Source organism: Arenibacter latericius DSM 15913 (assembly GCF_000424985.1).
Classification (GTDB): Bacteria; Bacteroidota; Bacteroidia; order Flavobacteriales; family Flavobacteriaceae; genus Arenibacter; species Arenibacter latericius.
In genome coordinates, this window is the sequence record NZ_AUKX01000039.1 from 34,063 (window position 1) to 49,997 (window position 15,935).

The 15,935-nt window shown below is 36.5% G+C and carries 18 protein-coding genes; 3 read left to right on the forward strand and 15 right to left on the reverse strand.

The genetic code is table 11. The features are described from left to right. Positions 1-247: 247 nt before the first annotated feature. The 11 genes from H344_RS0112435 to H344_RS0112485 form a co-directional block, all read right to left on the reverse strand. Positions 248-1,369 (reverse strand): ABC transporter permease, encoded by a 1,122-nt coding sequence (locus H344_RS0112435; protein ID WP_026810619.1) that lies wholly within the window; start codon positions 1,367-1,369, stop codon positions 248-250. Then, positions 1,369-2,475 (reverse strand): ABC transporter permease, encoded by a 1,107-nt coding sequence (locus H344_RS0112440; protein WP_026810620.1) that lies wholly within the window; start codon positions 2,473-2,475, stop codon positions 1,369-1,371. The genes H344_RS0112435 and H344_RS0112440 overlap by 1 nt, the downstream gene beginning before the upstream one ends. A 20-nt stretch (positions 2,476-2,495) precedes the next feature. Further along, positions 2,496-3,230, reverse strand: coding sequence for an ABC transporter ATP-binding protein (locus H344_RS0112445; protein WP_026810621.1), 735 nt, complete (start codon positions 3,228-3,230; stop codon positions 2,496-2,498). Further along, a complete protein-coding gene (locus H344_RS0112450) occupies positions 3,227-4,132 on the reverse strand; it encodes an ABC transporter ATP-binding protein (RefSeq protein WP_026810622.1) in 906 nt (301 codons plus the stop codon). The genes H344_RS0112445 and H344_RS0112450 overlap by 4 nt, the downstream gene beginning before the upstream one ends. A 126-nt stretch (positions 4,133-4,258) precedes the next feature. After that, positions 4,259-4,714, reverse strand: coding sequence for an OsmC family protein (locus H344_RS0112455; protein WP_026810623.1), 456 nt, complete (start codon positions 4,712-4,714; stop codon positions 4,259-4,261). 8 nt (positions 4,715-4,722) lie between these two features. Then, positions 4,723-5,214: a hypothetical protein gene (locus tag H344_RS0112460; RefSeq protein ID WP_026810624.1), complete on the reverse strand. Its 492-nt coding sequence runs from the start codon at positions 5,212-5,214 to the stop codon at positions 4,723-4,725. A gap of 95 nt (positions 5,215-5,309) precedes the next feature. Continuing rightward, positions 5,310-6,197 carry an HlyD family secretion protein gene (locus H344_RS0112465; RefSeq protein WP_026810625.1) on the reverse strand — a complete coding sequence of 296 codons (888 nt, stop codon included), beginning with the start codon at positions 6,195-6,197 and terminating at the stop codon, positions 5,310-5,312. 13 nt (positions 6,198-6,210) lie between these two features. Beyond that, the gene (locus tag H344_RS0112470) at positions 6,211-7,470 is read right to left on the reverse strand and encodes a TolC family protein (RefSeq protein ID WP_026810626.1); all 1,260 of its coding nucleotides are present in this window, start codon (positions 7,468-7,470) and stop codon (positions 6,211-6,213) included. Between the two features lie 248 nt (positions 7,471-7,718). Then, positions 7,719-8,330, reverse strand: a complete 612-nt coding sequence (locus H344_RS0112475) for a TetR/AcrR family transcriptional regulator (protein WP_026810627.1) — start codon at positions 8,328-8,330, stop codon at positions 7,719-7,721. A gap of 222 nt (positions 8,331-8,552) precedes the next feature. Beyond that, positions 8,553-9,005 carry a pyridoxamine 5'-phosphate oxidase family protein gene (locus tag H344_RS0112480; RefSeq protein ID WP_026810628.1) on the reverse strand — a complete coding sequence of 151 codons (453 nt, stop codon included), beginning with the start codon at positions 9,003-9,005 and terminating at the stop codon, positions 8,553-8,555. 30 nt (positions 9,006-9,035) lie between these two features. Then, positions 9,036-9,890, reverse strand: a complete 855-nt coding sequence (locus tag H344_RS0112485) for a universal stress protein (protein ID WP_026810629.1) — start codon at positions 9,888-9,890, stop codon at positions 9,036-9,038. Between the two features lie 544 nt (positions 9,891-10,434). On the opposite strand from H344_RS0112485, the gene H344_RS0112490 reads away from it, so the two are divergent. Next, on the forward strand, positions 10,435-10,821 hold the full coding sequence (locus H344_RS0112490) for a DUF302 domain-containing protein (protein ID WP_026810630.1): 387 nt from the start codon (positions 10,435-10,437) through the stop codon (positions 10,819-10,821). Between the two features lie 110 nt (positions 10,822-10,931). Here the strand turns inward: H344_RS0112490 and H344_RS0112495 are convergent, their stop codons facing one another. After that, on the reverse strand, positions 10,932-11,261 hold the full coding sequence (locus H344_RS0112495) for an ArsR/SmtB family transcription factor (protein WP_026810631.1): 330 nt from the start codon (positions 11,259-11,261) through the stop codon (positions 10,932-10,934). Positions 11,262-11,542: 281 nt separating this feature from the next. Between H344_RS0112495 and cls the strand changes: the two genes are divergently transcribed. Beyond that, a complete protein-coding gene (cls, locus tag H344_RS0112500; protein WP_240484979.1) occupies positions 11,543-12,958 on the forward strand; it encodes a cardiolipin synthase in 1,416 nt (471 codons plus the stop codon). Here the strand turns inward: cls and H344_RS0112505 are convergent. The 3 genes from H344_RS0112505 to H344_RS0112515 form a co-directional block, all read right to left on the reverse strand. Next, positions 12,953-13,960: a 2-hydroxyacid dehydrogenase gene (locus H344_RS0112505; protein ID WP_026810633.1), complete on the reverse strand. Its 1,008-nt coding sequence runs from the start codon at positions 13,958-13,960 to the stop codon at positions 12,953-12,955. The genes cls and H344_RS0112505 overlap by 6 nt on opposite strands. 46 nt (positions 13,961-14,006) lie before the next feature. After that, positions 14,007-14,810, reverse strand: a complete 804-nt coding sequence (locus H344_RS0112510) for a mechanosensitive ion channel family protein (RefSeq protein WP_240484980.1) — start codon at positions 14,808-14,810, stop codon at positions 14,007-14,009. Between the two features lie 166 nt (positions 14,811-14,976). Continuing rightward, complete coding sequence (locus H344_RS0112515) at positions 14,977-15,390, reverse strand: hypothetical protein (protein WP_026810635.1); 414 nt, start codon at positions 15,388-15,390, stop codon at positions 14,977-14,979. Between the two features lie 270 nt (positions 15,391-15,660). On the opposite strand from H344_RS0112515, the gene H344_RS21705 reads away from it, so the two are divergent. Next, positions 15,661-15,935, forward strand: a 275-nt coding sequence (locus H344_RS21705; RefSeq protein ID WP_026810636.1) for an IS1/IS1595 family N-terminal zinc-binding domain-containing protein, incomplete at its 3' end; no start/stop codon positions are given.

The following is a 15,935-nucleotide window of genomic DNA, read 5'->3' on the forward strand; positions in this document are numbered from 1 at the left end:
GCCTTGGTTAATATAAATGACCAAAGCGATAGAAGCAAAAATAAGAAGACTAGTTATCCTGATCAAAACCCAATGGGTTCAGTTCATTGCTTTAAAGAAACCATAGAGTGCTAATAGATGCAGAAATCCACGTACAAATTGATACAAAGCCTTGGAGAATAACTCAATTCTCTAAACCTAGAACACGGTCCATTTAAGAATTTGGATTCCCTTTTTTTTTGTAAATATTATTAGATTTCTTTTTTCATTAGTTTACTTTTTTATAACTCCATACGGCTAACGCATTCATCACTAACGCATAAGCTAAAGTTTTTAGTAGTTGAGGTAGTATATCCTGAAGACCAGAGCCTTTTAGTAGCACCATGCGCATTACCTCAACAAAGTATTTAATAGGATTAATTTCGGTGAAAATTTGTGCCCACTGGGGCATGCTTTCTATAGGGGTAAATAGGCCACTCATTAAAATAAAAATGACTATAAAAAACCATGCTATAAACATTGCCTGCTGTTGGGTATCGGTAAAGTTTGAAATTAGTAATCCCATTCCCAATATCACCAGAATGTAAATAGAGGTATAGAGATAGAGCAATGGAATGCTGCCCAACATGGGCGTATTGAAAATTAATTTTGCTAAAATCAGGCCAATCGTTAACAATCCCATCCCAATAATCCAAAATGGAAATAGCTTACCGATGATAAATTGACTTTTTTTAATTGGGGTTACATTTATCTGCTCTAACGTACCTATTTCCTTTTCCCTAACAATGTTCATCCCAGACAAGAAGAGGGTGATCATGGTTACCAACAACACCAAAATACCGGGCACCATAAAAGTTTTGTAATCCAAGCTTGTGTTATACCAAAAAGAAGGAATACTACTAATATTCATTGGCTTAATACTCCTATGCGAAGTATCCATAAGGCTTACCCGAATATCACGGTTATAGCCTTGAATTATTTGATTGATATAAACACTTTCTAATCCTGCTGCTGCGCCATCTATCGCATTGATGCTAATACCAAGTGTAGCTGATTTTTCCTTTATCAAATTCCGTTCAAAATGATTTGGTATTTCTAAGACTACATCCACTTCTCCGGCAAGCATAGCGGAATTCGCCATCTTATTGGACGGTAAGTCCATTAAGACATCAAAATAAGAGGAGGCATTAAATTTTTCGATTAGGGAACGAGAAGTGGAGGTACGATCAGCATCGATATAAGCAAACTTTATATTTTTCACCTCATAGGTAGCAGCATTGGAAAGAATGACCAATTGAAGGATGGGCAAGATGAAAATAATTGGCAACATTCCTTTATTTCTAAAGATCTGCTTAAACTCCTTTTGTATGATATAGCCTATAGTTCTCATTATTCCAGCCTAATTTTATATTTCTTGACGCTTACGGCAATAAAAAAAACAGTCATACCTATCAGAATCAGAGTTTCCTTCCAAACAAATGCCAGTCCAACACCCTTGAGCATAATACCTTTAATGATGATGATAAACCATTTGGCGGGAATAATATTACTGATTACTTGTAGCGGTGCTGGCATACTAGAAATGGGAAAAATAAAACCCGAGAGTAGTATTACGGGAAGCATTAACCCCATTAGTGAAATCATCATAGCAGATTGTTGCGTATCTGAAATAGTGGAAATCAAGATTCCAAGAGCTAAGGAAGTAATGATAAACAAAACACTTTCTGCCCCTAGCAGAAATAAACTACCTTCCACTGGCATTTTAAATATAAATATGCTTAAAAGTACAATGACAGCTGCGTTGATTATAGATAGGAATATATATGGGACCACTTTCCCTATAATCACTTGGAACGGTTTTAAAGGAGAAACCAAGAGAATCTCCATGGTCCCCAATTCCTTTTCTCGAGTGATAGAAATAGAAGTCATCATTGCCGAAACCAGCATTAAAATAATGGTCATTACTCCTGGAACAAACATGAATACGCTCTTTAGCTCTTGGTTATAGACCATGCGAGTTTGCGGAATAATCTGATAGTCTATTTGAATACTCTTGTTTTTTTCTAGTTGGTAATTTTGAAGGATGGCGTTTATGTAATTGGTTATAGAATTGGCAGTATTGGGATCGGTGGCATCGGTTATTATTTGAATTTTAGCGCTTTTCTCTTTGATGAGATTTCTACCAAAGTCTTTCTCAAAATTTAAGACCGCTTTTATTTTTCCTTTTTGAAATATACTTTCAATTTCCGCTTCCCGAGAAATTATCTGCTTAATACTAAAGTATTTGGAGTTGGAAATTTTATTGATGATTTCTAGGGTAGAAGCATCTTTAGAATGATCCTGGATAGCAATATTTACATTGTTGATCTCATTGGTTATGGCAAATCCGAAAAGCAATATCTGGGCAATTGGCATTCCAAACAAGATAAAAAGCGAGCGCCTATCCCTAAAGATATGGTAGAATTCTTTTCTTATAAAACCTATAAATCTTTTCATTTGTGTGAGATCATCTTTCCTTATTCAATATTCCTGGCCAATTTTAAAAACACCTCGTTCATGGAAGTAACTTTAAATTGTTGTTTTAGATTTTTTGGTGTATCCAATGCTTCTATTTTCCCTTCTACCATGATGGAGACTCTATCACAATACTCGGCTTCATCCATATAATGTGTGGTGACAAAAATGGTGGTGCCTTGGTCGGCAGCTTTATAGATCATTTCCCAAAATTGCCGTCGGGTAATAGGATCTACACCACCTGTGGGTTCATCCAAAAAAACAATTTTTGGTTCGTGAAGGAGTGCAACAGAAAAGGAGAGCTTTTGTTTCCATCCCAACGGTAGGGAACCTACCAATTTGCTCGAAATTTCATGCATGCCTAATTCAACTAACAAGTTTTTACTCTTCTCCCTAATGACTTTACGTGACAAGCCATATATCCCTCCAAAAAAGTTTATATTTTCTTGTACGGTAAGGTCATCATAGAGTGCGAATCGCTGACTCATATATCCGATATTTCTTTTAATAGCCTCGGGTTGGGTATACACATCGTAGTCCACCACCTTTGCTTTGCCAGAAGAGGGATGGGAAATTCCGATCAGCATTTTTATCGCGGTTGTTTTCCCTGCGCCATTTGCACCCAGAAAACCAAATATCTCTCCTTTCTTAACCTCAAAGCTTATGGCATTCACCGCTTTAAAAGCACCAAATGCTTTGGTTAAATTTTCTACCTCTATGACGTTTTCGTTTTTCATTTTTTCGCTAATTCCATAAATGCATCCTCAATATCAGCATGGGTGGGGGCAATGGTAATGGCATTGAGACCAGAGGATTCTAGATAGTGTTGTAATTCTTCCGTTTTAAAAGTGACTCTTTTATCGGTGTAGTGTACAAATTCTCCAAAGGGAAATACGCTATAGGTATGTTCATAACGTTGTAAGGTTTGTATCAACTTATACATGTTGTCTGCTTTAACGTTGTAAATGTCCTTTGGAAACTTATCTACAATAGCTTGAGGCGTATCTATATCTAATATCTCGCCTTCTTGGATTAGGGCTATACGGTCACACAGGGCAGCTTCATCCATGTATGGCGTAGATACCAAGATGGTAATTCCCCGTTTTTGCAATCTTTTGAGCATTTCCCAAAACTCCTTTCTGGAAACCGGATCTACTCCCGTGGTAGGTTCATCCAAGAAAAGCACCTTAGGTTTATGGATAAGGGCACAGGAAAGGGCGAGTTTTTGTTTCATCCCACCCGAAAGTTTACCTGCTCGGCGATCTTTAAAAGGGGCTATCTGCTCATAAATATCCTTGATTAAATCGTAGTTTTCGGCAATAGTAGTTCCGAAGATGGTAGCGAAAAAGTTGAGGTTTTCTTCTACAGTAAGATCTTGATAGAGGGAAAAACGCCCAGGCATATATCCTACCGAATTTCGGATGGCTTTGTAATCTTTAATTATATCCAAGCCTGCTACGGTTGCCTTCCCATTATCTGGCAATAAAAGTGTGGCTAAAATTCTAAAAATAGTGGTCTTTCCCGCACCATCTGGCCCAATAAGTCCAAATAACTCCCCCGGATTTACATCAAAAGTAATGTTCCGTACTGCTATTTGCTTCTTGTAAGACTTGTCGATATTGCTTAAGGAAATACCCATTATTTGTGATTTATATTTAGGGCATCAGGTAAACCCAATGCCCTGAATTATGTATTTATTGTATTATCAGCGTCTTATATTTTCTTTCCAGTCATGGGCATTAATTACCTTGAGCAGGCTAGATTATTAGACCACAGCTACAGTTATTTCCATGGAAACCTTGGTATTTATTGAGTTTGATATTAGGCAAGCCTCTTCAGACTTTAGAAGAACTCGTTCAGCTCTATCCCTGTCTTTTTCGTGCATGATTATCAGTTTTGGTTTTAGGATTATTTCTGTCATTAGAAATCTCTTTTCTACTTTTTCCATCACTCCAATAGCCTCGCACTCAAAGGAGGTAAATTCCAATTTGGAGTTCTCTGCGATGGCTAAGAAGGTAGTTAGCAAGCAACCGCTCACAGAAGCTGTAAATAAATGTTCTGGCGACCAAATATGGGGCATGCCCTTGGGAAATTCTGGTGGAGTGGCCACCTCAATACTATTGTCTGTCGCACTTTTACCAGCTGATAATTCTGGAGAGGAGAGGATACCCTTACGCTCTTCTACCCATTTTAAGTTTACCTTGTATTCATGTTTATCCATAATCTTGCTTATTTAAAGTAAGTGTAATATCCGTCTAAGTTTTCTTTTATACTCTTTATCGTTTCTTTACCGTTTTCAACAGAATTTACTTTTCCTAAAGCATCAATTTTCTCAATAAGGGGATGCAGAAAAACGTGTAGGTTATCGTGTGAGGGTCCGGTCATAGTACATTCCTTTACCACAAAGTTTTTCTCATCATTTAATTTTGATGCTAATTGATGATAGTCCTCTACAGTTTGCGGATTATTTTCTTTAATCAACCCCAACATACTCTCAACTCCTTCCGTGGTTTCTATATTGGCTTCCCATTTGTTACCTTTATCTAGTTGGATTTCGTTTACCCAAGAGTTGTTTAATACCATTTTATCATCCTCGTGTACGTTTTCATGAATAGTTTCTGTAGTTTCCACATTTGTAGAGGTATTACTTTTTTCCTTGATTTCCTTGCAGCTAATAAATAGTGCTACAATCATTACCGTTGTTAAAATTGTTTTCTTCATAATGCGTATTTTAATTTGAGTTTATAAATTTCTCCCCATAGGAGAAGGTTTTATGATTTGTGGTCAGCTTTCCTTTTCATCGAATAAATGGGAATCTACTGACCATTGATCCACATCTCAGCGGGCATTCCTATTTTTAGACTTCCATCGTTTTCAACTATAATTTTTACGGCATACACTAAATTGACGCGCTCTTCTTTAGTCTGAATAATTTTGGGAGTGAATTCGGCCGAAGAGGATATCCAGCTTATTTTACCCGTATACTCTTTCATTGTATCTCCAGAGTCGACTTTAACAGTGACCTGCTGACCAATTTTAATATTTGATAGTTGAGTCTGACTCAGATAGACCCGCAACTCCATTTGGTTTAAATTGGCAACCTTATACAAGGGTTTGCCAAAGGAAACTATTTCTCCAGGCTCGGCATATTTGGCGAGGACGGTACCATTTATTGGATTAGTTATATTACTCCTTGTAATTTGCTCCTCAACCAGTGCCACCTGTGCCGATATAGTTTTACCTTCATTTATAATAGGTGAATTTTTACTCTCTACATTTTTAATCTGCTTTTTTAAAACGTCTACTCGACTGTTCGCTCGATCTAATTCCTGCTGGGTAGCAGCATTATCGGCAAACATATTTTGTAAGCGCTGCTGCTCTATTTTTGCGTTCTTCAATTCTTCTTGTAGCACTTCTACTTGCGACCATACTCCGCCAGATTTGGAGGCTACCGTTGCTTTAGTAGCCAGCAGTTGTTGTTTGTTTAGATAGGATTGGACGGTATCTACCAATCCTAATACAGCACCCTTTTCTACTAGTTGCCCTTCTTCTATGTTTAGGAATTGTAGTTTTCCGTTAGCTTCCGCGGAAATAGTGATCTCAGTGGCTTCAAAGTTACCGTACCCATCTGCTTTTTGGTCATTAGAGCACGACAGTAGTAGGGCTATGAAACTTATTGGAACAATTAATTTGAATGATTTCATCTCAGTATCTTGATTATAAATTTCCTATAATCAGCTTATAATTAGCTCTGGCTAAGCTTAGCTGCGTTTTATGTATTTCCTGGGTAATTTTTGCTTCGTATAGATTGTTTAATTCAGTAATGTATGCTGAAGAAGGTATAGATCCATTTTTAAATTGTGAGGTCGTAGCTTTTAAAACCTGCTCTCGCAATTGGATAATCTCATCATCTGTTTGTAGCATTTCTGTAAACTTGGCTATATCGCTTTTAGCTTCTTCTAATTGAATAGCATTATTAAGGACAAAAGTTTCTTTCTCGCTAGTAAGGATTTCCTTTGAAATCGCTACCATTTTCTTCTTTTCTTTAGATGTTCCCCAATCCAGAACATTCCATTTCATTTTTAGACCAACCATATAGAAATCTTGAAAAGAGTTGTCTAGCATATTTAAGCCTGGATTTCCATATCCCACTTGTCCAAATCCAATTAATTTAGGGGAATTGGATTTGGAGATGACCTCTTTGGTGATTTCTAATTGACTTTGTTGTAAATCGAAAAGTTTCAGTTCTGGTCGCTCGGAATTAGTTTCAGATAAAATATCGGTATTAGCTCTTTGAAGGATACTATTGTTGTCTATATCCTTGGAGACTAAGGCTGATAGATTTGCTAACTCTTTTTTACGATCATAATTAATTTCAGATAGTTGTTGTTCCAATTTTAGGCTTTCTGCTCGTAAGGCTTGTTGTGCAGATGGTAGTATTGCACCGTGTTTTACCCCGGCTTCAATTTCCTTTAATCTTGTTTCTAATTCATGCATTTTTGAAGTCAAGAGTTTGGCTTGTTCCTGATGGAAGAGCACTCGGAAATAACGCTGATTAATTTGTGCTCGTAAAGCATAAAGTGTTACCTCTACTTGTTGCTGTTGTGTTTGTAGTTCTGCTTCCTTTAGTTTGATATTCGCGTCAACACTTCCCCCATGGTAAATAAGCTGATTGGCATCTAAGGTAGCACGGTACTGATCTTGGTTGGGAGATGCTATACTAATATTTGGTAGCGCTATTGGGAAATGGATTACGTCCGATTGATAGGTTGCTTGGGCATTCAAATCTAATTTTGGTAATCGCTCCTTATTAATTACACCTACCTCCATTCTGGACCTTTCCTCTAACAGAACACGCTGTTTTGCCAAAGGATATGTTTTTTCCGCGAGCTCATAACAGGCTTCTAACGTTAATACCTGCTGTGAAAAAGCAGAGAGAGAAGCAAAAATGAAAAGGAGTAATAAATAACTTTTCATATGGAAATATTTATTGTTTTTTAACGGTCATACCAGCACGAATAGGTCGTTCTGGCGGGCCTGTACAACTACGTCATTCAGGTTGGTGCGATTCGCATGTCTTCCTTCGTGTTTGTCCGCCAGAATGAATCTTTCGGGCTGGCGACCAGATTTCGGTCATGCTTATTTCATAATAGTATTGTATCATTCCTTTTCAGGTGTTCCTTGTGCTATTGTTGTATTATTAGTTGACAAATTCATAGATAGTACTACTTCTTTATGGATGCAATAATGAATTCGGCAACAGCTGTTTTTCTTTCCTCCATTAATATCTTAAATCCATTATCTTCAATATGTAAAAGGCCTTTTATTAGCGGAGATGCTACAAAAGGGAATACATTGAGGGAAAGAATATGAATAAATAGCTGTTTCCCATCTATATGTTTTATAATGCCTTGCTCTACCTCATAGGCTACTTGATTTTCAAATTTTTCTAAACTAGGGAATGCGGCATTTTTCCGTAATGTTTCAAAAAAATTCGGATTTCGGTTCAATTCCTGAATTATGAAATTGGGTAAATAGGGGTGCTTCATAATAAAGGATATATAATTATGAGTAAAACTTCTCACTTTTTCCTCTATGCTGGAGTCGTCCTTTAAAACTTTGTTCAGCTCTGGAGCAAGGAGAGAGAAAGCATTACTAAACACCGCCTCAAATAGCATTTGTTTGCTTCTATAATAATAATGGAGCATAGCTTTATTTATGCCCGCCTTATCCGCAATTTCTTGCATCCGCGCTCCATCCATGCCCTTTTTCTGAAACACTTTTTTAGCAGCATCTAAAATTTGCTCTTCAGTATCTTGATTCTTTTGCTTTGTCATCCTATTAACTTTAATATTTAACCTTACGGTTTAACCATCTGGTTAATAAATATACAATATTTATTCTAGACTTAACAAGGTTCTATTGGCTAAGGAGTTATTATGCTGATTTAATGAATTTAAAGTTGGTTCAACTTAGATAAAATCAGTACTGGTGAAAATCTATTTTACGAGATTCCAAGGTTTGCATCTTATATACAAGTAAAGAGTTTGGAGTACACTTTAGGCCTCCCGTTTCTTTCCAGTAATCTCCTTAATTTTTATTCTATAAACAATGGGAGCACCTCTTCCATAGGATTTACTAGAAAACTCATTGATAAAATTAACCTCTTTATTGTCTTTCTGTTGGATGACACTTTTGACTCCTTCAAAAAAATCGTGCAATTTTTGCCTTGCAAAACTACCTTCGAGCTCTTCAAACTCACCTTGGATTAAGGCCGACTTCCAATTCACCAAGGATTGTATCTGTTCAGTAACCATGGATACGGATGGATTTTCTCGCATGGCATCTATTTTATGCCCCTCTCCTGTATAGCTTATAATACTATTATCTGTTGGATCGAAATAAAAGGTAATAGGAACCACATATGGCTTCCCATTGGAAATGTAGGCCAAATGACCGTTATAATTGTTTCTAAGGATGCTGGTGCTTTCACTTATATTTAAATCTGCCATTGTTTTATAGTTTAAAGGTTACTGATAGTACTAATTGCTTTCTTTATTTGGGAGTACCAAAAAAGGTACATCAGAATACATACTTAGGTCTTTAATTACAGGTTCACGCGTTAATCGTTGAAAAAGGCTTCGTCGGTTGTGGACCATAGAGAACAGATCTATTTTAAACTTATCTAGTGTAGAATCAATGGTCTTTGCCTTATCACTAAATTCATATATTTCATGGTAAGAATGCGTTATTCCTTCCAAACAGGTTCCTAATAGTCCTCTATTGATTTCTTGGGTGTTGCTCAGTACTTTACTTTCGTTAATATGTATAACTTTAATAGAAGCATCTAAAAGTGTAGCGAGAAATAGTAGTGGGGCAATAGTCTCTGCTTGGCAGCCTGTTCTATAATCGGTAACAAAGGCTATATCTTTTGGAGTTATATAATCCATTTCACCTGGGATGGCTAGTACTGGGCAGTTAGTCATCTCATTTACAACTTTAATAGTGTTACTACCAAAGAAAAGCTCTCTTGTTTGATTCTGTCCTTTATTGCCCATAACAACTAAGTCTATTTCTTTGTTATCTATTATTTTGAGGACTCTTTTAATTAGATCTCCCTTTTTGGAGATGGTTTTAAATTGATGATTGGGATTCCCATTGTCCAAAACAATTCTATATGATGTGCGTGCTAGGCCTTCCTCGGATGCTGCTTTCAATTGGTTCATCACCTTTTTACCTCTAAAACCTGGTAAATTTTCACCTTCTAAAAGGGAAAGCTCATTGTAGGTGTTCAACAAATAAAAAGTACACGGTTGCGATTTAAGTAGTTGAGTTGCGTAAAATAGAGCGCAATAAGCATTATTAGAAAAGTCAGTGGCAACAAGTATGTTCTTCATATTCATATTGTATTAAATTTCATCTTGTTCCATTTCCTAATTCTCCACTACGAATACACATTGTAAAAAGCCTATCTAAGTCAATTAACTCAAGGCAGACCAATAAAGCTTCGGATAAAAACTATCGTCACCAATTTTCAGCAAGTGTTGAAGCATTTAAGCCTCACTTAGTGGGGGAGTTCATCACCTCTACACCTGTTATTGCTTTATAGTACAAGATGCTCTCAAAATTACAAGCTAATACTGTTGATTAATATGATTTTGGTCAGCTTTAAAACAAATTGATTTGGATCAATTTTCTTAAATTGGGTCATTCTCAATTGAAAAATCGTAATTTAATAGAGTCGATGGAACTAAATCAGCATGAACCAGTAAGTAGAAATATAAATCAGGTTTTCTCCTGATAAAGATCATTACAGTTACTTGATTTAAGACATAACTTTATTTTTTAAAGTAGTAAGTAGAAGTTGGCGATTATGAATATTTACAAAGCCACTTTTTAATAAATTGGAATACATATAACTAAATAATTAAATAAGATCATATGAAATATCATATCAGTAAAACAGTTACAGGCACCTTTGATGAGGTGGTTAACAAGGTAAAAGAAGAATTAAAAAAAGAAGGCTTTGGGGTGTTGACAGAAATCGACATCAAGAATACATTAAAGAACAAATTGGATGTCGACTTTAGAAAATATACCATTCTAGGAGCTTGTAATCCAGGTTATGCCCACAAGGCACTTTTGGCAGAAGATAAAGTGGGTACTATGCTGCCCTGTAATGTTATTGTTCAAGAGAAAAGTGAGGGCAATATAGAAGTGGCCGCCGTAAACCCAAAAGCATCTATGATGGCAATTGATAACGATAGTTTAAAGGAATTGGCTACTGATGTTACTCAGAAATTAGAAAAAGTGGTGGCAGGAGTATAGCCGTTAACTGTAGTAAGGAGATTAATAGTATTGCTGAGGAGGTGTACAACAAGACAAGCCCAAATGTTGTACACGGTTGTGGTATTTTCTAAAGAGTTTCTTATAACATTTTAGCAGCAAGTATTTTTTGTAACGTCCTGATCTAAAAACTTTAAAATAATCTCCTTCATTTTGGTCCAGTTATCCGTATCTATACAATAGCAAACGCTGGTACCTTCTACGTTGCCTTTAATGAGACCTAGATTTTTAAGTTCCTTTAAATGTTGGGAAATGGTGGGTTGTGCGAGACCTATTTCGTTTACTAAATCCCCACAAACACAAGAGTTAATTTTAAATAGGTGCTGCAAGATAGCTACCCTTGCAGGATGTCCAAGGACTTTAGCGAATGAGGCAATGGTATTCTGCTCTTCAGTAAATTTTTCAGTTTTAGTGGCTCCCATCTTATGTGTAAATTGATTGTAATATTACGATAAAGTTATTCTATGAGCAAAATTATTTCCTTATACAACTAGATATAAGGCGATTAAAGGTTCTGTTTTTTTGATCCAGTAATTGCTTAAAATTGATAACTACTCCAATCTTGTTAAGAGTCTCTTATGGGTTCGTTACCGCATTATTCCAAATTTATATGGGTGGACAATGGGGAAAGGCTTTTGTAAAACTGACCAAAATCATGATAATTAGCAGCATAGGGCCTTAAATTGGACTAAACAGATTAAATATGGGTACTATGTGGTTTGTAGTTCTGGTTTCACTATACTTTCTTTTTGCCGCTGCTATTGTAATTGTGGTATTGCTAAATGGGGTAAGACCGTCTAAATCCTTAGCATGGCTATTGGCTATATTTACTGTTCCCGTTGGTGGTATTTTATTGTATTTGTTATTGGGAAGAAATAGAAGGAAGAATAAGTTACTCAAACTTAAAAAACAAGCGTTTTTAAATTTACCGAAACCAACTGCCTCCCATATGTCTACCCTAGATGGAGAGTATAAAAAATTAATGAAATTGGTTTATAAAAACTCCTTCTTCCCACCTACGAAGCATAATGAGGTTTGTCTCCTAAAAGATGGGAAAACTACTTTCGAGGCTATTTTTAAGGCCTTGGAAAATGCCCAAATACAAATACATCTACAGTATTATATTTTTGAAGAAGGGGAGCTTGCAGATCGCTTATTATTGCTTTTTAAAGAAAAAATTGCCCAAGGGGTTCAAATACGGATGATTTATGATGGTATAGGGAGTTTTTCACTGAGTAAGGCCTACCGAAAAAAATTACTAGCTGTTGGGGTAGAGGTGTATCCTTTTCTTCCTTTTAAGTTTGGGCGCTTTCTTTCTTCCCTGAATTATAGGAACCATCGAAAAATAATTGTAGTAGATGGAATAATTGCCTTTACAGGAGGGATTAATATTTCTGATAAATATCTAAAAGGAGACCCTGCTTTGGGCAATTGGCACGATATGCATATTAAAATAGTAGGGGAAGCAGCAAGCCACCTGAATACTATTTTTGAGATGGATTGGTACTTGGTCAGCCAGATAATATTAGACCCCTTGGTAATAACAGAAACTGCCATTGCGGAAAGGAATTATTCTTTAGTGCAGATTGTTTCTGGTGGACCCGATGACGATTTCCCCTCTTTAGAACAGGCCTGCTTTACCATTATCAATAAAGCAACGGACTACCTATATATTACAAATCCGTATATAATTCCTGGGCAAGCGATTATGCAGGCTTTACAGACTACGGCACGGAGTGGGGTAGATGTACGTCTTATGGTTTCAGAAAAGGTAGATAGTAAGATAGTGGGGTGGTGCGTGCGTTCTTATTTTGAATCGTTGCTTAAGTCGGGCATAAAAATCTATCTCTTTCCAGAAGGGTTCCTTCATAGCAAGATAATTGTAAGTGACGATTCGGTTTCTACTATAGGGACAGCAAATTTGGATGATCGTAGTTTTGAACAGAACTATGAGGTAAATGCGATCATTTATGATAGGGAATTTGCAAAGTTGCTCCGTAACGATTTTTTAAAAGATGCCAATATTAGCAGACTGCTTTCTTATCAAGAATATGTAGGAAGACCCTGGATTGAGAAGTTAAAAGAAGGTTTTGGAAAAGTCTTTAGTCCGCTGTTATAAAGTGTTTATTTGCCATCCCAATTCATTCTTGCCAGTTACTCCTTCTGCCCAGCAGTCCAAATTATAAAAAGTAGATTCTGCAATGTTAGTAAGTGCTTCACTGGTTATAAAGCCCTGATGAGGAGTAAGAAGTACATTAGAAAAAGATAGTAGCTTTTTAAGTTGATCGTCCTTAATGCCGGTTTTAGAGTTGTCCCTAAAGAAGGTCCCTTTTTCATGTTCGTACACGTCAGTGCCATAGGCCCCAATTAAATGATTTCCTAATGCCGTAAGCAAGGCAGAGGTATCTACCACTGCGCCTCTGGCCGTATTAATCAGAATAACATTGTTTTTCATAATCTTGAAAGCAGAATCATCAAGTAAGTAGTGAGTTTCTTGTGTTAGCGGCACATGAAGACTAATTATATCTGATTTTGAATAAAGCTCTTGCAAACCAACATATCGTGTTCCGTATTTAGAAACTAAATCTAGATTAGGTTTTATGTCATGGGTTAAAATATGGCAACCAAATCCGTGCATAATCTTTACCATAATAGCTCCAACATTCCCAGTACCAATGATACCTACCGTTTTTCCATTAAGGTCAAAGCCCAATAGGTCATTTTGAATAAAGTTGTAGTTTTTGGCTCTTAAATTTGCCAAGATAACTTTTCTATTTAGCGTTAAGAGTAAAGAAGTAGCATGTTCTGCAATAGCATAGGGTGAATAGTTAGGTACATTGGCAACTTTAAATCCAAAGCGTTTTGCGGTGTGGATCTGTATGTTGTTATGACCAGTAGAGCGAAGTGTGATATTACGTACCCCCAAATCCCATAGTTCCTCTAGTACTATAAGGGAGGGGTCGTCCCCAGAAAAAATGGAAATGGAATTATAACCAATAGCTTTAATTGCGGTATGGGTATCTAAGGCTTCCTTGTAATAGGTAACTTGATACTTTCCATTATTGGCTTTTTCCAAAAATGGGATTTCAAATTCTTTGGCGCTATAGACTAGTAATTTCATTTTTCATGTATTTAAAAATTAAAATAGATCACCCCTTATCCCTAAGCTATTTTTTTATGTTTATATCCAATTCGGGTACTTTTAGTAATTGTAATGTGGTTGATGCTAGGGTGACCTTCCCGTAGGTACCCAAAACTGCCTGTGATATTTGGTAATACAAATTATTCTTTGTTGCCCTCCTTAACTTGTAATCTGTGATATATCTTAAATTTATCGCAATCCAATTATCCGTTAAACGTAAGGCTAAGGTTGGTTCTAGTCTTGCATTTTCAATATAGTAGTGCGCTACCATTTCCTCCCATTTTTCCAAAGAGCTTTCTGTATATTCCGAAAGCAATTTTGTAGCGGTATCCAACATTATTTTTTTAGTCAATTCCACATCGGAATCATAGGTGATTAGGATATCCAATTCGTCCCAAACAAAGGGGAAGTCCATGGAATAGTTCTTTATAGGACCCTTAAAGACAAAAGCATTACTTATTTTTACTATTCTACCAGAATAATTATCGCTACTTACCCATTCGCCAATCTCCATCATAGTAGTGTAAATACTATCTATATCAATAACATCTCCCTTAATTCCATTAATCTCTATCCGGTCTCCAGGTTTGTAAACTCGAACAAAGAAGATATAAAAAGAGCCTGCTATACTAAGGATAAGTTCCTGCAGCGTAAAAGTGATTCCTGCAGTAAAAAGACCAATGATTACGGTGTAGTTTTCTATATTTTCTACTGTAAAGGATATCAATATCAATAAACCGATAAGCAGATACCCAAATACTTCAACTCCTTTTTGGGCTTTATATCGTATAGAGACATCACTTATCCGCTTTTTTAAAAGCTTCCTCAAAAAACCTATGATTAGTACAACGAAGACTATCCATAGGATAAGTTTTGTAATCCTTGTAATAATAGGATTATCAAAAAAGTCGAGTAATTCTATCATATAGTTTTTGATCTATTTTACCTCCAAAAATACGTAGCGTTTTAGCGGTGTTTGATTAAGTTTTAACCAACTACTTTCCTTTATTAAAATAATTCCGCACCAAAGCTTTCACTTGGTTTTCTGTCATGCTATCAGATTTGATTACCGTTTTCAGTTTTGCAGCTATAGACTTGTAATTGTTGGTTAATTCTTTTTTAAACTTTTCGTTGGTATCTCCAAGGCCAAAAAGTGCTATGGCATCTGCATCTTTAATGGCGTTGGCAAGATGGCTGAAGTAGGTTTTTAATTGATGCTTTTCCCGCTCTAAAAATTTGCTGTCTTGTATTACGTCTTGGGGTCCCCATTTTGCTGATCTAGTACCAGATCCGCCAGAAGGTCTATAAAATTCAAGTTCAGACATGATAGTTTCAAACCCTACCTGTTCCCCTGCAAGCATCACAATGTGAGCTTTTTCCTTGTCCATCCAAATTCCAAAATTTTTCATAATAGTTTTATTAGTGTAATGCTAAAATTGGTATGCTAGCTTTATAACCTATCTCTTTAACTAACGGCCTTGAAAATATGCTACCGAAGAAAAAATGTTTCCGATTAATAAAGGCTATCATATCACTCTTCCTAAGATCTGCAAATGAGGTAATCCCTTGGGCTACATCTTTCTTGGGTATGGTATGGAAACTGTGGTCTACGGTCTCCAAGATCTCTTTTAATAATTGTTGGCTCTAGTTTATAATAGCTATTATTTGTATCTTTAGGTATGGAACTAGAAGAATTAAAACAAAAGATCCTTTCGCTTCCTCTGGTGGACAGGCGGAGATTGCTCAAGGATATCGAAAAGCACGATGTGACTACGGGAAGTCCAAGGGCACAGGCCTCCCGCCGACATCTTCTCGACAATATGATGGGCGAGTGCCCGCACTGTGGCCATACCAAATATGTCCGTTTCGGAAAGGACAAGGGTGCACAGCGCTATAAATGCAAGTCCTGCAAGAGAAGCTTTACCGAATATACGGGCACTTGGATGGCGGGGCT